General features: G+C 50.0%; 20 protein-coding genes and 4 tRNA genes. 14 read left to right on the plus strand and 10 right to left on the minus strand.

The features are described from left to right. The first annotated feature begins 45 nt into the window (after window positions 1–45). From ACFMKP_RS04065 to metG, 4 genes are all read left to right on the plus strand, one after another. Window positions 46–1,047: an ABC transporter substrate-binding protein gene (locus ACFMKP_RS04065; RefSeq protein WP_382289300.1), complete on the plus strand. Its 1,002-nt coding sequence runs from the start codon at window positions 46–48 to the stop codon at window positions 1,045–1,047. A gap of 304 nt (window positions 1,048–1,351) precedes the next feature. After that, window positions 1,352–1,426: transfer RNA gene (locus ACFMKP_RS04070), tRNA-Lys, on the plus strand. A 358-nt stretch (window positions 1,427–1,784) separates the two neighbouring features. Further along, window positions 1,785–1,910 (plus strand): hypothetical protein, encoded by a 126-nt coding sequence (locus tag ACFMKP_RS04075; RefSeq protein ID WP_382289302.1) that lies wholly within the window; start codon window positions 1,785–1,787, stop codon window positions 1,908–1,910. 89 nt (window positions 1,911–1,999) lie between these two features. Further along, the gene (gene metG, locus ACFMKP_RS04080; RefSeq protein ID WP_382289304.1) at window positions 2,000–3,724 is read left to right on the plus strand and encodes a methionine--tRNA ligase; all 1,725 of its coding nucleotides are present in this window, start codon (window positions 2,000–2,002) and stop codon (window positions 3,722–3,724) included. A 96-nt stretch (window positions 3,725–3,820) separates the two neighbouring features. Here the strand turns inward: metG and ACFMKP_RS04085 are convergent, their stop codons facing one another. Further along, window positions 3,821–5,293 (minus strand): sensor histidine kinase, encoded by a 1,473-nt coding sequence (locus ACFMKP_RS04085; protein ID WP_382289306.1) that lies wholly within the window; start codon window positions 5,291–5,293, stop codon window positions 3,821–3,823. After that, the gene (locus ACFMKP_RS04090) at window positions 5,290–6,000 is read right to left on the minus strand and encodes a response regulator transcription factor (RefSeq protein WP_382289308.1); all 711 of its coding nucleotides are present in this window, start codon (window positions 5,998–6,000) and stop codon (window positions 5,290–5,292) included. Before ACFMKP_RS04090 ends, ACFMKP_RS04085 begins: the two co-directional genes overlap by 4 nt. 215 nt (window positions 6,001–6,215) lie before the next feature. Here ACFMKP_RS04090 and ACFMKP_RS04095 point away from each other — a divergent pair, with 215 nt between their 5' ends. Genes ACFMKP_RS04095 through ACFMKP_RS04110 form a run of 4 tightly spaced genes read left to right on the plus strand, consistent with a single transcriptional unit; the run spans window position 6,216 to window position 10,040 of the window. Next, complete coding sequence (locus ACFMKP_RS04095; RefSeq protein ID WP_382289310.1) at window positions 6,216–7,493, plus strand: AI-2E family transporter; 1,278 nt, start codon at window positions 6,216–6,218, stop codon at window positions 7,491–7,493. Continuing rightward, window positions 7,490–8,698 (plus strand): AI-2E family transporter, encoded by a 1,209-nt coding sequence (locus ACFMKP_RS04100; RefSeq protein WP_382289312.1) that lies wholly within the window; start codon window positions 7,490–7,492, stop codon window positions 8,696–8,698. Before ACFMKP_RS04095 ends, ACFMKP_RS04100 begins: the two co-directional genes overlap by 4 nt. Window positions 8,699–8,738: 40 nt before the next feature. Then, a complete protein-coding gene (locus ACFMKP_RS04105) occupies window positions 8,739–9,845 on the plus strand; it encodes a YihY/virulence factor BrkB family protein (protein ID WP_204754752.1) in 1,107 nt (368 codons plus the stop codon). Window positions 9,846–9,866: 21 nt separating this feature from the next. Beyond that, window positions 9,867–10,040, plus strand: a complete 174-nt coding sequence (locus ACFMKP_RS04110) for a hypothetical protein (protein ID WP_382289314.1) — start codon at window positions 9,867–9,869, stop codon at window positions 10,038–10,040. Between the two features lie 137 nt (window positions 10,041–10,177). Here ACFMKP_RS04110 and ACFMKP_RS04115 read toward each other — a convergent pair whose 3' ends face one another. The 6 genes from ACFMKP_RS04115 to ACFMKP_RS04140 form a co-directional block, all read right to left on the minus strand. Then, window positions 10,178–10,690 (minus strand): hypothetical protein, encoded by a 513-nt coding sequence (locus ACFMKP_RS04115; RefSeq protein ID WP_382289316.1) that lies wholly within the window; start codon window positions 10,688–10,690, stop codon window positions 10,178–10,180. A 216-nt stretch (window positions 10,691–10,906) separates the two neighbouring features. Beyond that, a complete protein-coding gene (locus ACFMKP_RS04120) occupies window positions 10,907–11,452 on the minus strand; it encodes a hypothetical protein (protein WP_382289318.1) in 546 nt (181 codons plus the stop codon). 29 nt (window positions 11,453–11,481) lie between these two features. Beyond that, window positions 11,482–12,642, minus strand: a complete 1,161-nt coding sequence (locus ACFMKP_RS04125) for a ribonuclease inhibitor (protein ID WP_382289320.1) — start codon at window positions 12,640–12,642, stop codon at window positions 11,482–11,484. 12 nt (window positions 12,643–12,654) lie between these two features. Further along, window positions 12,655–13,974, minus strand: coding sequence for an SDR family NAD(P)-dependent oxidoreductase (locus ACFMKP_RS04130; RefSeq protein WP_382289322.1), 1,320 nt, complete (start codon window positions 13,972–13,974; stop codon window positions 12,655–12,657). A gap of 165 nt (window positions 13,975–14,139) precedes the next feature. Continuing rightward, window positions 14,140–14,211, minus strand: a tRNA-Trp gene (locus tag ACFMKP_RS04135). Between the two features lie 104 nt (window positions 14,212–14,315). Next, window positions 14,316–14,388 (minus strand) — tRNA-OTHER (locus ACFMKP_RS04140). 108 nt (window positions 14,389–14,496) lie between these two features. On the opposite strand from ACFMKP_RS04140, the gene ACFMKP_RS04145 reads away from it, so the two are divergent. The 6 genes from ACFMKP_RS04145 (at window position 14,497) to ACFMKP_RS04170 (ending at window position 17,970) form a co-directional block, all read left to right on the plus strand. Continuing rightward, window positions 14,497–14,973, plus strand: a complete 477-nt coding sequence (locus ACFMKP_RS04145; RefSeq protein ID WP_382289324.1) for an aminoacyl-tRNA deacylase — start codon at window positions 14,497–14,499, stop codon at window positions 14,971–14,973. A gap of 142 nt (window positions 14,974–15,115) precedes the next feature. Then, window positions 15,116–15,928 carry an exonuclease domain-containing protein gene (locus ACFMKP_RS04150; RefSeq protein ID WP_110515180.1) on the plus strand — a complete coding sequence of 271 codons (813 nt, stop codon included), beginning with the start codon at window positions 15,116–15,118 and terminating at the stop codon, window positions 15,926–15,928. Between the two features lie 128 nt (window positions 15,929–16,056). Next, a tRNA-Glu gene (locus tag ACFMKP_RS04155) sits at window positions 16,057–16,133 on the plus strand. A gap of 62 nt (window positions 16,134–16,195) precedes the next feature. Beyond that, window positions 16,196–16,987: a helix-turn-helix domain-containing protein gene (locus tag ACFMKP_RS04160; RefSeq protein WP_382289326.1), complete on the plus strand. Its 792-nt coding sequence runs from the start codon at window positions 16,196–16,198 to the stop codon at window positions 16,985–16,987. Window positions 16,988–17,030: 43 nt separating this feature from the next. Beyond that, entirely contained in the window at window positions 17,031–17,477 is a 447-nt protein-coding gene (locus tag ACFMKP_RS04165; RefSeq protein WP_382289328.1) for a hypothetical protein, read from the plus strand. A gap of 136 nt (window positions 17,478–17,613) precedes the next feature. Further along, a complete protein-coding gene (locus ACFMKP_RS04170) occupies window positions 17,614–17,970 on the plus strand; it encodes a VOC family protein (protein ID WP_382289330.1) in 357 nt (118 codons plus the stop codon). Window positions 17,971–18,196: 226 nt separating this feature from the next. On the opposite strand, the gene ACFMKP_RS04175 is transcribed toward ACFMKP_RS04170, so the two are convergent. Then, window positions 18,197–18,496 carry a hypothetical protein gene (locus ACFMKP_RS04175; RefSeq protein ID WP_382289332.1) on the minus strand — a complete coding sequence of 100 codons (300 nt, stop codon included), beginning with the start codon at window positions 18,494–18,496 and terminating at the stop codon, window positions 18,197–18,199. Between the two features lie 287 nt (window positions 18,497–18,783). Then, entirely contained in the window at window positions 18,784–20,004 is a 1,221-nt protein-coding gene (locus ACFMKP_RS04180) for a metallophosphoesterase (RefSeq protein WP_382289334.1), read from the minus strand. Window positions 20,005–20,147 lie beyond the last annotated feature (143 nt).

Here is a 20,147-nt window from a genome sequence, read left to right on the forward strand (position 1 = left end):
TGGAGGTTGCCCATGGTTAAGCGTTTACCCCATCGAGGAGCTAGGTTGCGTCGATTAAGCTATTTCAATGTCGTCTTACTACTGCTTCTCGCTGCTTGTAGCACCGGCCAAGCAACCCCTACCCCAGCCCCAAAAGATTCGGTTAAGCTTCAGCTCAACTGGGTCTACGATTATTCGTCGGCAGGCTTTTTTGCAGCTGAAAAAAATGGGCGCTTCAGCGAGCAAAATTTGAATGTCGAGTTGATTGCTGGTGGTTTTGATGATAAAGGCTATATCGATGGCACCGAACGCGTCAGTAGCGGGGCTGCTGATTTTGGGGTGGCCAGCGCCGATAGCGTGATTCAAGCCCGCGCCAATGGCAAGCCAGTCGTCGGGATTGGTGTGCTAACTCAAAATAGCCCACTGGCGATTCTTTCGTTGCCAGCCGCCAATATTCGCACCCCACAAGATTTGGTCGGCAAAAAAGTCTTGGTTTCGGAAGGCGGCGCAACCCAACTCTACAACACCTTGCTCACCGCTCAAGGTATTGATTTGGCGAGTGCTAAGCCCTTGCCGCGCTTCGACTCGGGGATTGATCAACTGATCAAAGGCGAGATTGATGCCTTGGTTGCTTGGAACATCAACGAAGCAATTGAATTGAGCGAACGTGGCTCGCCACCTTCAATCATGTTGTTCAGCGATTATGGGATCAATAGCTACGAATTGGTGTTGATTACGACTGAGAAAATGGCAACCGAAAATCCCGATCTGGTTACGCGCTTTCTTAAGGCGACGTTTAAAGGCTGGAATGATGTTATTGCCAATCCCAATCAGGCGGTTGATTATGTGGTCAGCTACGATTCGAAGCTCAACCGTGATGCCCAACTGCGGCGTTTGAACGAACTAACCAAATTGGTCAAGCCTGCGAATACCAAAGTTGGCGATATGCGGCCTGACCTGTGGTCGTTTACCCATCAGATGTTGCAAACCCAAGGCGCACTCGATGGCCCAATTGAGTTAGGTCGCGCCTACTCAACCTTGTTCCTTGATGTGATTCCTGATCGCTAGAACCCAAATCTGCCTCAAACCCCCGATCGAATGTACATCGATCGGGGGTTTTGATTTGAGATGTGAGCAGTGAGCGCTTGTTAATAGCAGTTGATTAACGCAGCGGCGCACAGGATACGAGGGGCCAGTTGTCAGGGGTCAGCGTAAATTCCGTAAACCTATGCCTAAAAACAGCGTTGCATGCTTCGTGCTCTTGGCGGTTTCTGGCCTGTGCAAGCTTGGCTGATTTCATAAACTGGCACCTGAACCCTTCATTACAATTTGACAAAAAAGCCCAAGCTCGGTATACTTGTAGACGCTGTTTGGGCCGGTAGCTCAATGGTCGAGCATCTGACTCTTAATCAGCTGGTTGTGGGTTCGAGTCCCACCCGGCTCACCAAACACCAAGGACGTAGCATCAACGCTACGTCCTTTTTATGCCAATTTAGAAACCTGCAACGTATTGTTTATTCACGAAGCGCACGAAGATTAATTTTTTTGCCACGCATTGCACGAATGAGTATTTTTAGCCACAGATTATTATTCCAATAGCCATACTTTGCTCTGCGCCTCTGCGTTAAAAACCTAGCTCCTGAACCCCAGCACCTATGTTCTATGTTCTATGTTCTTTTCTGATTTTTGATTTCTGTCTTCTGACTTTTGATTTGGTATTTCATCCTTCATAGCTCTACTCCCCTAGGCCTATACGCCCAATCAGCCAGTGTGGTACAATGGGGCCACGTAGGCGAGGTAACCCAATGCAACCATTGCAATGCACAGCCAAAACTTCCCCAGAAGCGGCGCAAGCAGCAGCCGATTTTTGGCTATGGGCTGGGATTCGCCTTACTGCTGGCGGCTTCATGACGGGCCTCCCCGCCAACTAGAAGATGCGCCCACCTCGTTGATTCACGCAACCGGGCGACTTGCGCTCGGTTTTTTGTTGCCCTCAATTGTTGTTTTTAAGGATGTGTGTATGTCAAAAAATATTTTAGTGGCGGTAGCCTGGCCGTATGCCTCAGGCGCACGTCACCTTGGCCATGTTGCAGGCTTTGGCGTGCCGAGCGATGTTTTTGCCCGCTATCAACGCTTGGTCGGCAATAATGTCTTGATGGTCAGCGGTACCGACGATCATGGCACGCCAATCACCGTGCGCGCTGATCGCGAGGGCAAAACGCCACGCGAAGTAACCGATTTCTACAATGCTGAAATTCGCAACAACCTGCGCGATTTGGGCTTGTCGTATGATTTATTTACCCGCACATCGACCGAAAATCATTACCAAATAACCCAAGCGTTTTTCACCCGCTTGCAAGAAAATGGCTATATTTTTGCCAAAGAAATGATTGGCACCTATAGCGAAGCCGACAAGCGCTTTTTGCCCGACCGCTACGTCGAAGGCACATGCCCACATTGTGGCTACAGCAAGGCGCGCGGCGATCAATGCGATAACTGTGGCAAGCAGCTTGATCCAGTCGATTTGATTGAGCCACGCTCGACCTTGAGCGGTGCAACCCCAGTGTTTAAGCCAACCAAACACTTTTTCTTGGATCTGCCAGCCTTTGTTGAGCGCTTGCGTGAATGGATTTCAAGCCAAGAACATTGGCGACCAAATGTAAAACGCTTTTCGTTGGGCTTGCTCGAAGAAGTGCCAGCCCGCGCAATTACCCGCGACTTAACCTGGGGCGTGCCAATTCCGGTCGAGGGCGACGAATTCGATGGCAAGCGGATTTATGTTTGGTTTGATGCGGTGATTGGCTATCTTTCGGCAGCGGTTGAATGGGCAACCAAGGTTGGGCGGCCTGAGGCTTGGCGCGAGTGGTGGCTGAACCCAGCGGCTCGTCATTACTACTTTATGGGCAAAGACAACATCGTGTTTCATAGCGTCATTTGGCCAGCAATGCTGATTGGCCATGGTGAGCTTGAATTGCCCTACGAAGTGGTCAGCAGCGAATTTTTGACCTTGGCCGGCGGCGAGAAAATCTCATCATCACGTGCTGAGGGCAACAGCATTCCGTTTGTCGGCGAATTTTTGGCCCAGTATGATCCCGATCCGTTGCGCTATTTCTTGGTGATTGCTGGCCCCGAAACCTCAGATACCGAGTGGTCGCTGAGCGAATTTATTCGCCGCAACAACGAAGAATTGGTCGCAACGTGGGGCAATTTAGTCAATCGGGTGCTTTCAATTACCCACAAGAATTTTGGCCACGTGCCAACGCCACAAACCTTGACCGCCGAAGATGAAGCCGCTTTGGCAACTGTGCGCGGTGCTTTTGAAACCGTTGGCAAGGAATTGGAATTGGCTCATTTCAAAGCAGCCTTAATTGCAACGATGGCAGCGGCCCGTTCGGTCAACGAATATTTGGCCAGCCAAGAACCATGGAAAGTGCTCAAAACTGATCGCGAGCGCGGCGGCACGATTTTGTATGTTGCCTTGCAAGCAATCAATAATTTGCGCACGTTGTTCACGCCATTTTTGCCGTTCACCAGCCAAAAATTGCATGAACTCTTGGGCAACGAAGGTTATTTGGCAGGGCCATTGCTGTTTGAGGAACGCCAAGAAAGCCAACATAGCCACACAGTGCTGACCTGTGAACCAAGCACATGGGTTGGACGCTGGGAATGGAGCGATTTGCCAGCAGGCCGCGAGCTAGCAGCGCCAAGCGTGCTGTTCAAAAAACTTGAATTACCAACCGAGTAGGATCGTATAGAACAATTAATTAAACCACGAAGGACACGAAGAACCACTAAGGTTAATAACTTCGTGTCCTTCGTGCTCTTCGTGGTTAAAATATCGCTACGGCCTGACAATTGGCAATGGCTGCGATGGCGAATCGCGTAGTTGGCTGGTAATCAGCCGATCGGTGGCTGGCGCTAAGGGCAGCCACAAGGTGAAAATACTGCCTTCGCCAACGTTTGATCGGACTTCGATTGTGCCCCGATGGGCATCGGTAATCCATTTGACGATTGCTAGGCCAATCCCAGCGCCGCCGCCTTTGCGCACCCGCGATTTGTCAGCGCGATAGAAACGCTGGAAGATATTTGGCAACACATCAGCTGGAATACCCTCGCCAGTATCTTGCACTCGCAAGGCCACTTCACGCCCAACCCGTTCCAAACTGAGGGTTACCGTTCCATCGTCGGGCGTATGTTGAATTGCGTTGTAGGCCAGATTGAGCATTGCTTGCTTGAGCCGATCACGATCGCCAATAACCGTTGCTTGATCTTCGCTGCCAATTTGCAGCTTGACATGCTCGGCCAGCGGGCGCAATTCGCGAAATACTTCCAAAATCAAGGTATCAAGCTCGACCGGCTCGCTGCGCATTTGTACGCCGGCCTCGGTTTGAGCCAAAAATAACAGGTCGTTGACTAAGCGATTCAAGCGCACAACTTCGCGTTCTAAGTCACTAAGCGATTCGCTGAGCAATTCGGGGTTGTGCATTGCGCCGCGGCGCAACACTTCGAGGTTGCCCCGCATGGCGGCGAGTGGGGTGCGCAATTCGTGCGAAACGTCGGCGGTGAGCCGTTTTTGGGTATTGAACAAACCTTCCATGCGTGCTAGCAAATCGTTGGTGATAGTGGCCAGCCGACCAAGCTCATCGTGGGGATTGGCCACCGCGATCCGACGGCTCAAATCTTCGGCACGCACAATTTGCTCGGCAGTATTGGCAATCATATCAATTGGGCGTAAGCCACGCTTGGTAATTTGGCTAATCCCAAGGTACATCAGCACAATCGTGAGCAAACCAGCAATCAAAAACACCAACGACAAGGTATCCAAGGCGCGATCAACCGTGCGCAACGATTGGCTAGCAACCAACACGCCGACCACCGTATGGTCGAAGGTTAATGGCGAAACGACTTGCATGGTGCGGCCATAGGCTGATGGCTTCGTACTCATGACTGAATTTTTTTCGAGCGCCGAAGCCAATTCTGTGCTATCAAGGCTGGGGCCTTCGCCCATAAACGCGGGCGTTGCCGCCAAGCGCACGCCATTGGGATAAAAGACCGCGACTGAAATCGGCGAACCTTCAAAATCTTCGTTGGGCACAGGCAACAACGAGATGCTCGTGCCGCTGAAATAGCGCTCAAGCGGCTTTTTGGCCTGGGCATATTGGCTTTGAATTTGGTTGGTTGCCCGCACCAAATCATCGCGCACGCCATTGAGCAAAATCGCCCGCTCAGCAGAATAGAGCGTCAACCCCAAGATTAACAATCCAAGGGTCATAAAAGCAACCGAAATGAAGGTTAGCCGATAGCGTAGTGTCATCGTTCACCGTAGGGTTGTTCACGTAAGATATAGCCAGCACCGCGCACGGTGTGCAGCATGCGGCCTTCGCCCGATTCTTCGAGTTTTTGGCGCAAATAGCGCACATAGACCTCAATAATATTCGATTCGCCGCCAAAATCATAGCCCCAAACCCGATCGTAAATCACATCGCGGGTTAGCACTTGGCCAGGGTGGCGCATAAATAATTCGAGCAATTCGTATTCTTTGGCGGTGAGTTGCACCGCCCGCCCAGCAATTGTAACCTCGCGCGAAGCGGTGTTCATCTCTAAGCCATTGACTTGCAGCACCACTGGGCCTTCGGTCCGCGCAACATGGCGACGTAGCAAAGCCCGAATGCGGGCAAGCAATTCTTCAAAGGCAAAGGGCTTGATCAAATAATCATCTGCTCCGCTTTCCAAACCCATCACACGGTCGGGTACGGTTTCTTTGGCGGTTAGCATAATGATCGGAACATCGCTGCCAGCACGCAAGCGCCGACAAACTTCAAAACCATCCATGCCTGGCAACATAATATCGAGAATCACCAGATCGGCGGGGCGTTCGCGGGCGGCGGCAATGCCGGTTGGCCCATCGTGTGCTACCTCGACTGTAAACCCTTCGAAGGCCAAACCTCGCCGCAAATAGCCAGCAATTTCTTTTTCATCCTCGACAACCAAAATTCGTGCAGCAACTTGCGGTTGGCTCATGCAGCACACTCCTTCTTGAATAATAGGCAACACCGCTCAGGTGGTGGGATTCGGAATTATTCCCCTAGCATAGCACACTCTGCTGAAAATCTGGCAAGAATCGGTTAAGGATTGGCTTAATTTCGCGTTTGCTACCCGCGATGTTTTTGGTATAGTTGTTGCTTAAATCCTGCCAGTATCAATCCAGCCAAGCATATTTGTGTATGGGAGTCGCTATGGACGAGCTTTCGTTGACCCTCGCTCGTTGGACAACGCGGCGTGTCATGACCGCAACTTTGGTCGTCCTTGCGATGATCGGCCTCGCTTTTATTATTGTTAATTTTTATAGCGTGTTTGTGGTGGCATTTATTGCGTTTGTGCTCAGCACGGCAATTCGCCCACTGGTGCAGCTGTTGCAACGGCTCAAAATCTCGCCCCAGCTGGGAGTGATTATCGCCTACCTGCTATTATTGGGCTTGCTGATTGGGGTTGTGGTGCTGCTGGCTCCGCTGATTACTGAGCAAATTACCGCGATTACCGCCAAAATTCCCGATTATTATCACGATGCGCGCCAGTTTCTGGTTTCCTCGCGCAGTAGTTTTATTCGTAATTTGGCTGCTCGGTTGCCGCTTGATGCGCCGCTTTCGCTCTCGGGCGTTGCTCCTGCAGAAACCAACCAACAACAAACAGATTTGGCGGTGACTCAATTAATCAGTGTGCTCGAAAATACAGGCATTAGTCTGTTTGTGGTGATTGCGACGCTGTTGCTTGGCTTCTACTGGACGCTCGATGGCGATCGGGTGCTGCGCACGTTGTTGCAATTAGTCGAGGTTGAAAAGCGCGAGAATTGGCGTTCGCTGATTGCTGAAATTCAAGCCAAAATGGGCGCGTTTATTCGCGGTCAATTGATTCTTGATTTTTCGATTGGCGCACTTTCGACCGCTGCCTACCTGTTGATTGGCATCGATTATGCGATTGTGTTGGGCATTTTAGCGGGCTTGTTGGAGACAATTCCGATTTTGGGGCCGGTGCTAGGAGCGGTGCCGCCGTTGCTGATTACGCTTGCCCAAGGCGATGTGACCGCTTTTACTTGGGTGATTGTGGCAACTGTGGTGATTCAACAAATTGAAGGCACGTTCTTGGTTCCCAAGGTGATGGATCGCGCGGTTGGGGTCAATGCGGTGCTGACGTTGGTGGCATTTGCTGCATTTAGCGCAACCTTGGGCTTAGCAGGCGGGATTTTGGCCGTGCCCCTGGCGGCAATTGTGCAAATTATCTTTACCCGCTTGGTGTTTAATCAAAATGAAGCCAGCGCAAATGTAACTCGCCGCGATCGCTTTGGCGTGTTGCATTATGAATCGCAACAATTGCTCCAAGCCCTTCAGCGGCATAATCGGGCTGATGAAAACGAAGATGAAGCCAATATTGTGTTTGATGATCAACTTGAGCATGTAGTTGTTGATTTGGATGGCATGCTTGCGGCGATCAATAGCAGCGAGGAACTAGCCGCATGAAACAGCTGGCGCGGGTTACTGCAACCATCCTCTTCACAATTGGCCTCGTGGTGCTGATGTGGATGTTTAGCGATGCGGTGTTGCTCTTTTTGGTTTCGTTGGTGATTGCCTCGGCAGTTCGGCCATTTGCGCAGCGCTTGATTGATCGCGGCATCAGTCGTGGCGCAGCCTATGGCTTGGTCTATTTTGCCAGTTTTATCTTTTTTGGCAGCTTGTTTGCAGTGATTAGCCGCGGCTTGTTGACTGAATTGCAACGAGCTGGCGATCAATTACTGAGTTTTTATACCAATATCACCATCACTTGGCCGCAAGGCCAACAATGGCAACAAACGATTGCCAGCGAATTGCCGTCGCGTCAAGGCTTGCTTGATTATATGGCTGGCACCGATGGCACGGCGGTTGTGGATAGCATTATCGGGTTTAGCAGTGGCGTGTTTGATTTTCTGGCCCAGTTGGTTATTTTGCTCTCGCTGAGCACCTATTGGGCGGTTGATCAAAATCGCTTTGAGCGCTTATGGCTTTCGTTGATTAATGCCAAACATCGCCAACGTGCGCGTACGATTTGGCGGGCAGTGGAGCTTGAAGTTGGGGCATATATTCGCAGCGAAGTGGCCCAAAGCTCGTTGGCGGGCATTAGCTTGGGGATTGTCTTTGAATTAATTGGCATGCCTTACCCAACCTTGCTGGCCTTGTGGATTGCGATTGCCTGGCTTGTACCTTGGGTTGGTGTCTTGTTGGCGCTGATTCCAGCGGTCGCGATGGGCTTAATGGTCAGTTTGCCAGTGGCGTTGTTAGCTGGTTTATCGACGATTGCCGTTTTTGCAATGCTGCAAATTTGGGTCGAGCCACGCTTATACGGAGCCAATCGGGTTAGCCCGGTGCTGGTGGTCTTGATATTGATGGTGATGGCGCAGGCTTCGGGGATTTTGGGCATGCTGATTGCGCCACCCTTGGCGGCGACGATTCAAATTTTGGGCCGCGAGCTGTGGTTTAGCAAAGCGATTGATGACCAATTGACTGATACTTATCGCAATCAATTGCAAGTATTGCGCGAGCGCTTGGCCACAATTCAGCAAGACGAGGTTACTGCTGAAGTTGCGGCCACGGCTCAACATCAATCATATATTCGCCAAATTGAAGAGTTGATGGATGAAACCCAAAGCGTGCTTGGCAGCGCTGGCATGCTCAATCGCGAACAAGCCTAATCGGTCAATTAATCGCCTAGTGTGAGATGAGGCGCAATTTATGAAACAATGGGTTACGAAAACTGCGTGGCCATTGCTGCAACGCACGGTTAAAGCATGGAATGATGATGATTGTTCGCGTATGGCTGCATCATTGGCGTATTATGCGGTATTCTCAATCTTTCCCTTGATTTTATTATTACTTTCGGTCTTGGGTTATTGGTTGCGCTTGCAAGGCGATACAGGTACAGATGTTGAAAAAACGCTAGTTGACTCGATAATGCAAGTTTTTCAAACTAGCCCGCAAGTTGGCGTTGATAACTCTTCGATTCGCAACGCATTGGTTGAAATTTTGAAAAGCCTAAGCCAACAAGCTGGCACAAATGCCCCAATCGCTTTAATTACAACCTTTTTTGCTGCTAGCGGGATTTTTGTCCAAATCGATAAATCGTTTGATGTAATTTGGGATATTCAGCCCAAGCAGGGCAATTTTCTGTACACAATTAGAAGTACCGTAATTGAGCGTGGCAAAGCATTCTCCTTGGTATTGGTGATTGGCTTGCTCTTAATTAGCTCGTTGGTTCTTTCCTCGGTGTTGCAAGGCTTAGAAAATTTGTCCAAGAGCTTTAATTTGCCTGGGGTTGGCGTTGGCTGGCAAATTTTTACTTTTGTCCTAGCCTTTGCAGTCAATGTCTTAATTTTCTTTTTGCTGTTTTTTGCCATGCCCAAGCCCAAAATGCGCTGGCGCGATGTCTTGCCGGGCGCGATTTTGACCGCAGCGCTATGGGAAATTGGCAAAATCGTGCTTTCGCTGTTTCTTGGCGGCAATAAATATACCGCCTCGACAACGGTGGCGGCTTTTATCGCGCTGCTGGCATGGATTTATTATGCTAGCCAAATTATCTTTTTTGGCGCGGAGTTTTGCCGCGTCTATACCGATTGGAATCAAACTCGCCGCGCGAAGCTAGCACCAGCAATCGCCTTGCCCACGCCGCCCGATTTGCCAACGACCGCCTTGCCGCCAGCGCTAGCTACCTCGCAACAAAAAGCCACCTATGCGGTTGGCGGTACGGCCTTGGGCGTGGTTTTGGGGGTCGTAATGAGTATTGTTGGTACGCTAGTTGCGATTATTCAATTTATTCGAACATTACGCAACGGCAAAGCCTAGCGTTAGGATGAGGATATTGCGATGAGCGACCAAAGCGATCAGCCAAAACCAATTGAGCCACCAACACCTGAATCCGAGCCGATTGGTGACCCGCCAATTGAGCCAGCCAATGATGCGCCGCCCACGATTGGCGATCCGCCGAGCAGGCCCCAACCGCCGATTGGCGATCCACCCAAAGAAGAACATAGAGCATAGAGCATAGAACATAATGATGATCCACGAAGAGCACAAAGCTGACCCTTCGTGTTTCTTCGTGGCCTTCGTGGATCAAATAATAACCTTCGCGCTCTTCGCGTTCTTCGCGGTTTCTTTGTTTCGTGTTGCTTTGGAGATCAAACTTGGGCAAGCAGTAAATCCAATGTTTCAACACAATGTTGCTGGTTGACTGCACTTGCCTCGATGCTTGGCCAGTTCATTGCGTTGCAATAGTGTTGAAAATTGGCTAGCGAAGTTAAGTATGGATCTGGCAGATCGCGTTTGTTAAATTGAATAACCTTGGCGATTTTTCCAAGCCTGCCTTGTTGGGCCAAATAGCTGCAACTTGTGCGCAGCAAATGAATATTTTGGTCAAGCAGTTCACGATTCGAATCAAGCACAAATACTACGCCATCGACATCATTTAGCACATATAATTGATGTTTTTCAAACAGAATTGCCCCATGATTGGCTTTGAGGGTGATATTATGCCCACCATAATGCAGGCCAAGTTGATAATAGTAAAAACCAGATTCTATCCAGACTTGGTTCAATGGCTGGCTAATGTGCTGGGGTAACTGTTTGGCCAGGGCCTTCAAATTTGTTAGCTTACCAGCTGCCGTTCGGCCAATATAGGCGATATTTAACATAACCCCTCATTTTTGACGAAGAACATAGAACATATGAGGGATGAAGGCAAAAGTCAAAAGTCAAAAAGAAGGCTATGGGCTATCGAAGCTTGGTGAGCAATTGCCAAAAGCCAATAGCCTATAGCCAATGTTTTCTTCGTGTCCTTCGTGGATCAAAAAATAACCTTCGCGTCCTTTGCGGTTTCGCTGCTTCGTGATCTTCGTGGATCGAATTTATTACTTGGGTTTGCGCATGCCTGGTAGGCGCAAAATGTTGGGTGCTGCGATGGCAACCGCAATCATGCCTCCGATCAAAAATTTGGTTATAGTTCGATCATTGAGTCCAGCTGTGCGACTTAGAATTGCCATCAAGCCAAGCATGAGGATAAAACCCAAGATAAATGTGCCAGCCAAGGCGAATTTGCCACGCAAAGTTGTGCGCATTGGCGGAATTGAATCAGCGCCATGGGCAAACGGCCCTGGCGATTCATTGACATACGCTGGTGGAACATAATAGCCTTGGCTGGGATCAACGTTGGTTGGCATTACTGGCGGCGGTGGCAACTCGTACATACCTGGGCGGCGCAGCACTAGCCGAATCGCGACCAAGAGGATGACAAAGCCAATAAAGTTGAACCAACCGAGAAAGGTATCAAGTTCTTTGGTCGAAAGTGTGATAATCAGCGTCGTGATTAAGAGAAAACTTGCGCCAATCCCGCCAATCAATAAGACTGCATTGATGCCCTGCTTCGAGAGTTTAAGTTGTGGTTTTGGTTTGAACATGGGTGCTTCTCCATCTCGATAGATTCTAATTATCTGATATTAGTACGATAAACACTCTTGATTTGTGCAATATCCGCGTGCTGCTGAATTGGTGGCGCTGTTTGGCGGTTGCGCTCCAAATAGTGTTTGATCAATGGCTCTTGGACCTTATTAAGCGCCAATTCTACAAGGCTATAATTATACTCCAAACCTTGGGCAAGGCTGGTTTGGCCGAGCTTCGTTATTCCATTGCGCGTCAGGTCGAGTTGGCGCAAGCGCTGATTGGTTGGCAGCAACTGGCCAATCAGTTGTGCGCCATGATCGCCAATTTGGTTGGCTTGTGCCGCTAAAACCTTGGTTGAAGGCGCATAGCCAAGTTTAAATTGCTCAAGCCGTGGATGGGCAAAAGCTGCTTCGAGCAAAGGTGCGCCGCCTGCAAGCCCAATTCCATTGCTCGAAAGCTCCAAAACCCGCAAATGTTGATTGACAGCTAGGCCTTCTGCCAAAATCTGCGCCCCACGATCGCCAAATTGATTGACGCTCAAGTAGAGTTCGTTGAGCGTTGAATTATGCTGTAGCAATTCGACTAACAACTCGGCGGCCTCTGGCTCAAGCTGATTGCCGCTCAGATAGATTCGCTCAAGGCTACGGTTGCTACGAATCAAGGCCTGGATAATCAGACCAAAGCCTTCCATGCCCAAATTGGTATTGACCAAATCGAGGGTGCGCAAATGCTGGTTGTTTTCCAGCAATGTGGCAATTGCTTGCGCGCCTGCGAGGCCGAGCGGGTTGCGCTTGAGCCACAGGCCATGCACATTAGGATTATTGCGCAGGCTTTGGCTTAATGCTTCAACGCCGCTCGCTTCAATCGCATTGCAGCCAAGATAGACAATTTCTAGGGTTGGATCTTGCTCAATGAGCTGGGCAACTGCTTCAGCGCCTGCATTGCCGATGCCATTTGTTCCCAGCAACAGGCTTTTGATGGTGGTATTTTGGGCAAGCGCTTGGGCCACCAATTGGCAGCCCTCGATGCCAAGTTGTTGTTTACATAAATCTAAGCGACCATCAGGCAACACAGTTCCTCGCGTAAAGCTTGTGGCGCTGGTTACTGGCTGATTGTGGCTTAAATGCGCAAGCAATGGTTGCAAAACCGCTTGGCTATTGGGCTGCTCAAGCGGCTCTTGAATTGGGCATAGCACTAATTCGCTCATTGTGGCGCTCCTTTACCATGGAAATGGCGCGTAATCTTTCAAAAAATGGCCAAACAATGGCTCGTCAGCGTGATTAATGCCTTGGGCAATCGGATCGTAAATTCGCGCCATGCCATCAATTGCATCAAGCGGCGGGTAAAATCCATGCTCGTTTTGCAGCATTTGCTGCTTGGCATACGGATTTTCGTCGGTAATCCAGCCGGTATCGACACTATTCATAAAAATGCCAGTTTGAGCATAATCTTGGGCCGCTGTTCTGGTGAGCATATTCAGCGCTGCTTTGGCCATGTTGGTATGCGGATGGCGCGCTGTTTTGCTGGCACGCTGAAATTGACCTTCCATGGCCGAAACATTGATGATAAAACGTCGTGCAAATGGCGAGCGCAACAACAATGGTTTGAGCTGACTATTGAGCATAAATGGCGCAACCGCATTGATTAGTTGCACTTCGAGCAACTCACGGGTATCAATCTGATCAAGCAGCAACGACCAACTATTGTGCTCACGATAATCGAGCGGCAAGCCATCATAATCGTGGCGCGTATGATCAATCACATGCTGGCCTGTGCCAAGTAAGGCATAGCTCTGGCTCTGATTGAGCAAGTCCAAATGCTGTTGTTCATGATGCACTAACAAGTGCTGATCTGCATTCATTGCTTGGCGTTCGGCTTCGATCAAAGGTCGATAAAATTCATAAGGCCGTTTGATCGTTTGGGCGGCGTTGTTGATCAGCAGATCGATGCTTGGCTCGGTAGCGTGCAAATGGGCAATAAATTGCTCAACGGCGGGCAGCATGCGCAAATCTAAGCCATAAATTTGTACCCGATCCAGCCATTCGTGGCTATCTGGCTCGGCTTTGAGTCGCTGAGCACAATCGTGGGCAAAGCGGGTGGTGGCAATCACTCGCGCGCCATCGCGCAACAAGCGCAAAACCAATTGATAGCCAATTTTAATCCGGCCACCAGTAACCACTGCCACCCGACCAGTCAGATCGGCGCGTTGGTGGCGTTTCTGATAATTCAGTTCAGCGCAGGCTGGGCACAGCGCATGATAAAAAAAGTGTAAGCTGGTATACGATTGCTTGCAGCTATAACAATGATTGGCCCGTTGCAACTCGCTGGTTGCATCGTTTGGCAATAACGGCGGTGCGTTTTGGCCGCGTTTGTGTTGCAGCAGGATTGTCTGCTCTCTCAAGTGTTGATCGTGATTGGCGATTTGTTGGCGTTTGCGGTCGTTTTGGGCTTTGCGGCCTTGCTTATAGATTTTGGCAACCAATGATTTAAAGCGGTCGTGCTGATCGATCTGGCTGGGATCATCAGCAATCTGTTGCAAAATCGTGAGGCAAAGCTCAATCTGTTCGGCTGAAAATTGTATACATGTGCTCCTTGTGTTGATTGAATAGGCCAAATTTGGCCAAGCTCGCTGCTGGGCGGATTTGCACCGCCATCTTCGCCTTGAAGGGCGCTACTTTTCGTTAAGCGACAGCGCGAGCTTGGCTGAAATAGGTGGGCCTTGAACCCACATCCCCGGAGTTGGAGGCCAGTGCTCTTCCAATTGAGCTACTATTTCATATCTTGAGCTGCGATCAAGGCCATGAACCGAGCGGATTTGCACCGCTATCACTATCTTTGCAAGATAATACTTTTCATTAAGCTACGGTTCATGGCCAAGTTTGAAATAGGTGGGCCTCGAAACCACATCTCAAAGTATTTGGGCTAAGCGCTCTTCCAATTGAGCTACTATTTCAAGGCTGATTATACCGCCTATTTTAGCTGCTGCATGCGGCTTTAGGCGGGTTTAATCGACGCAATCAAGCGCTATAATGCTATACATAAACGCAAATGGAGGCCGACTATGGGAACCAGAACCCGTGCAACTGATGTGATGTGCCGTGTGACCAGCGATTTTGAGCTATTGAGCTTTGAGGCAACAGAATTTACCGCCGAAGAAGCTGCTACAAAGCTCAACTTGCCCTTGAATATGTTGTTTAAAACTTTGCTGGTCAAAGGCGAGAAAAAAGGCTATGTGTTGGCAGTTGTGCCCAGCGATCATCATTTGAGCTTGAAGAAATTGGCTGATGCGATTGGCGATAAACGGGTTGAAATGGCTCCAATTGAGGAATTAACCCGTTTGACTGGCTATCTCAAAGGTGGCGTTTCACCGTTGGGCACGCGGCGAGTAATGCCGGTTGTGCTCGATTTCAGCGCGTTTCAGCATGCGCGCATCAGCTTGAGCGCAGGTCAGCGTGGCCTGCAAATGCTGGTCGCGCCCAGCCATTTACAACAAGCAGCCAAAGCCGAAGTGGCCGATATTAGCGACGATCAGAGCTAAACTGATTAGTAAAATGACAAATATTGACACATGAGCGTGTTAGACTGACAATCAGTAACGACAAACCTTGCAAGCCTTTTGCACGGAATGTCGGGCGAAGTTGTTAAATGTTTCCCGCACGGGAACTAGAAATGAAGCACGCATGTATACTCTCCTTGATCGTCCGTTGCACACCATTCCGTTTGTGTTGTTCGATATGGAAAGCACTGGCTTAGATGTTCAAATTGGGCATCGCATTTGTGAAATGGCTGCAATGCGCATTCAAGGTCGCGAGATTATTGATCGTTGTGAGTTTTTGGTAAATCCGCAACGCGAAATTGATCCCGCTGCATTCGCGGTCAATGGTATTAGTGCCGAAATGATCGCAAATGCACCATCATTTGGCGAAGTTTGGCCCAAAGTCAATAAATTATTTCACGAAGCGGTTTTAGTTGCGCACAACGCCTATTTTGATATTGGTTTTTTGACCAGCGAATTAGGCCGAATTAATTTGCCACCGCTTGAAACTCCGGTAATCGATACGCTGGCTTTGGCGCGACGCTACATCACTGCGCGGCGCTATAATTTGACTTCGTTGGCAACCAACCTTGGCGAAAAAGCGCCTTCGCACCGCGCCATGAGCGATGTCGTGGCCTTGCGCCCAGTCTTTGAACATCTGCTCGATATTTTGTATCGCAAAGGCGTGCATACTTTGGCCGATTTGCTGCGCGCGCAGCGGGGCCTGTTGCCTGGCGATGAAGAAAGCCCGTTGATTCAAGAAATTTCGACGGCCATGACCAGCCGTCAATCGCTGATGATCTCATATCGGACTGCTGGCGGCGATCCAGTTGAACGGCGGGTATTGCCAATTGGCCTGACGGTTGAAGGTAAGCGCCACATTTTGCACGCCTACTGCTACTTGCGCAATGCGCAGCGCATGTTTGCGCTCGATCGCTTGTCGATTGTTGAATTGTAATCTTGCCTTAGCCACGCTAAAACCCTGCGCCCGCGTCTTGGCGCGGGGTTGGGCTGAGGTAAGATTCGCGATTATACTTAGGCAATTTGACAAAAATCGGCTGCTGGATATAATACACAACGTTGCATGGCGCATTCGTCTAGCGGCCTAGGACGTCACCCTTTCAAGGTGAAGATCACGGGTTCGAATCCCGTATGCGTCACCAAGACACTCGGTTTTGCCGAGTGTCTTTTTGTTTAATGCTGCTTTTGGCTGCAAGGAGGCTTGATGCAACACCAAAGCTTGGGCGTTGACGAATCGCTGGGTTCGCAGATTGTGCAGCTGTGGGCGTTGGCTGAATCGCAGGCCCACTACAATCGCCAAGCAATTATTCCCGATTCGTATGCCCAATTGATTATTTGCTGTGGTGCGCCGCTGCAATGGCTGCAAGCCAATGGCGCGCTCTGCAAGCTGCCAGCGGCATTTATCTTGGGCGTGCAACAGCAACCATTATATTTGTATGCAACTGGTGCTTGCCAACTGGTTGGCATTCAAATCTATGCCTGGGCGGTTGGCGATTTGCTGGGCCAAGTTTGTGTGCCGAATCAACCATTGGCGCTTCGCGAGCCGCGCTGGCAGCGCTTTGCTGCTCAGGTGCGCTACTGGGCGCGGGCTGCCGATTTGGCCACACTTTTGCAGCAGGTTCATGCTTATTTAAGTGATCACATGGGTGCGAGCAAGCCAAAGTTGGCGCTGCACCATAGCGGTTTGCTGCTCTATCAAGAGTTTGGCAATCTGCGAATGCGCGAATTAGCCCAGCATCAACGGCTCTCGTTAAGCCAATTGGAGCGCCAATTTCGCCAAATAACTGGCGTTACGCCCAAGCAACTAGCGCGTTTGATTCGCTTTGAGCAGGTGCGCGATCGCTTGGTGCAGCAACCGCAACAATCGATTGCCGCGCTGGCAGTTGATTTGGGCTATAGCGACCAAGCTCATTTGCAGCATGAATTTCGCTATTTTGCTGGCCTCACGCCGCGCCAATTTTGCCAGCAGGTTAATGCCGATTTTTTACAAGATTAAGCCTGTGCCAAGCAGTATGCTGTTGCTCTGTTATGGAGGAATAATGATGAACGAGCAACAAAAACCAATCGGCTATTGGCTCAAAGAGGCCGATCAGGCACTGACGGCATGCTTGGATCGAGCAGTGTCCCAGTTTGGCTTATCGCGTTTGGCTTGGCAATTATTAAATATCGTGCAGCAACAGCAGCCAGTGCGTTTGGATTCAGTCCAAGCGATCACCGCTGTTTTAGCAGATCAAGCAACATTGCGCCAGATAGTTGCGGCATTAGTTGAGCAACATTGGCTCGCCGCGCCAATCGATCACACTGATCTGATGGCCTGTGAACTTACAATCGATCCAACGGCATATGCGCGCTTTGCTGATCTTACGCGCTTGGTGCACGAGCAGCGGGCGCAACTGATGCGGCAGATCACGCCAGAAGCGTATGCAACAACGCTCAACGTGTTGGCGCAACTGATTAAGAATGCAGAGGTCTGCAATGCAGCTTAATCATCTGCGCGCTTTGCTGATCTTACGCGCTTGGTGCACGAGCAGCGGGCGCAACTGATGCGGCAGATCACGCCAGAAGCGTATGCAACAACGCTCAACGTGTTGGCGCAACTGATTAAGAATGCAGAGGTCTGCAATGCAGCTTAATCATCTGAATTTGATTGTTAGCGATTTAGCTGAGGCGTGTGATTTCTTTTGCCGTTATTTTGATTTTGCGGTTTTGACAACTAAAGGCTCGCGTTTGGCGATTTTGCAGGACCAAGCCCAATTTAGTTTAGTGTTGAGCCAACAAAACGAGCCGCCGCAGTATCCGGCGGGCTTTCATGTGGGCTTTGTGCTTGAATCGAGCGCTGCTGTTGATGCGTGTTTTGCCCGTTTGCAGGCTGAGTATGCTGCCACGCTCCAGCAACCACACTCAATGCGTGGTAGCTATGGCTTTTATTTTGAAGCGCCTTCAGCAATGTTGATTGAGGTGAGTACGCCGCTTGCTTAATTTAACGTTCTTGGTGGTTTGACTGCTTGAGGATTGATCCTTCAGCATTGGTTCACCTCCCTTCCGTCCCTCCGCTGGAGGGAGACGCAGGGGGGTTTCAGCCCCCTGCACCCCCAAATATTTATGTGCTGGATTATTGATATGTTTCTTTAACTCCCAACCTTTTATTCTGTTTCCTGTCTCTCTGACCCCTAAAAACTGATCGCTTGCTCCTTGGGTTTAAGGTTTAGGAATCATCTGACGTAGGATAAAGTGTTGCTGTATGCAGGGCTTGGCGTTTGCGGCGGCTAAGGATTATGGCTTGTCGCACGCCATCAATCAGCCAACCAAGAGCGATGCCAATGCTGGCGATTTCGAGTGCTCTGACGCTGTAGCCACGTTGGCTAAGCTTCCAGAGATCGGGATTCACAAATAGATTTTGTAGATAGAACACGCCAAGCAGATAGCTACTGGTTGCGATCAGGGGTGCTAACAGCAGATAGTGCTTGCGAGCAAATAAGCCACCAATTAATATGCTAGAAGTCATAATACAATAGAGGAACAAACGTTGACTGAATGACTCGTTGCGCGCAAAGACGACATACGTAGCTGAAATACCGAGTAATAATGGGCGGAGCACGATCCATTGCAATAAAAATATACTTATAAACGCCACTATTGCGAGCCAATTATATTTAAAAAGATACTTCATAATCTAAGTATAGAAGCAATACAATTAAAATAAACGATTTTTTTGTAACAAATATGGAACAAAAAACCATCAACAGCTCCAACGATTGCGTTCTAGCTGCTGATGGTTTAAAGATGTTTGGTTTATGCTTTCGATTCGCTGATCGTGGCGGTTGGGCTTGGTTGGAGCGTAATCACGGTTACTTCTGGTTTAGTGCCAAGCCGGAAGGGAATGCCCCAATAGTTGGTGCCTGGATTGATGTAGAGCAGCGATTGGGCAACCTGATAGTGGCCCATTGAGTGTTCCAAAAAGGCTGAGGCCATACTCCAGCCAAGTTTGGGGATGGCAAATTGGCCGTAGTGGGTGTGGCCGCTCAAGGTCAATGGCACGTTGCGTTCGGCCAAGGCTGGCCAGAGTGCTGGATTATGCGCCAAGACCACATAAAAATCGTTGGCTGGAATATTAGCCAAGGTTTTGGCAATATCTGGTGCTACTGGTTCGCGGCCTGTTGCTACATAGGTTCCAGCAGGATCGCCAGTGCCCGCCAGCCACCAACGCACGCCGCGATAGTTAAAAGCTGTGGCTTGATTGACCAAAACCTTGATTCCCATCTGCTCTAAACCAGCGCGCACGCCATCCCAGCCTGCGTACACATCGTGGTTGCCAGCGATCGCGACCACGCCCAACGGCGCTGAAAGTTGGCCGAAGGCGGCAGCAAATGGCTTAACATCATCGACATAATCATCAACTTGGTCGCCGGTCATCACAATCAAATCGGGCTTGGCTGCTTCAATCGCCTCGACCACATTGCGCAAATGGCGGCGCGAGGTATGCGGCCCAACGTGGGTATCCGAGATTTGCACAATCTTCAAGCCCGCCAGTTCGTTGGGTAATTGGGGTAAGTTGGCGGTCAATTCGCGCACTGCCAAGCGGCGTGAACCAAAATAGGCCAAGCCAATGCCTGCCAAATAGAGCAACCCGATGCCGCCAGCAAGGCTACGCCCAACAATGCCGCTGCTATGAAATGGCAAGCCGATGATCAAACCGACCAAGCCACCCATCGCCATCAGCGGCAACAGCAATTGGCTATACCAAAATGGCCGAAAGCCCCATAAGCGCAGATGCGCCGATGGTGCAACTGGCCCGCCAAACGAGCGCGCAACGAAGAGCAAAGGAATATAACTCAGTAGCATCAAGCCGATAATGCTGAACCAGCCCCCAGGGATGATGCTATAAAACACGCTGCCAATAATCAGCCAGCACAAAGCCATCCATGCCATCACAATGCTGGCGATTTTGCGCCGATTAAGTCGTTGCGGGCGGGCGCGGCGTTGGGGCACGCTGTTTGCCTCTGATGAAGCCATACGCTATTTCCTCTCTAGGATGGTTAATTGCAGTTTTCAGTGTGCCGCCATCGCAAGCACCTAGGTAGTGTACTACGAGTTGCGGGCTTGCCAAGGCTTTGTCATAGATGTTCAAAAAGCCAATGTTTGCCCATCAGCTAAAT

Source organism: Herpetosiphon sp. NSE202 (assembly GCF_042688385.1).
GTDB lineage: Bacteria > Chloroflexota > Chloroflexia > Chloroflexales > Herpetosiphonaceae > Herpetosiphon.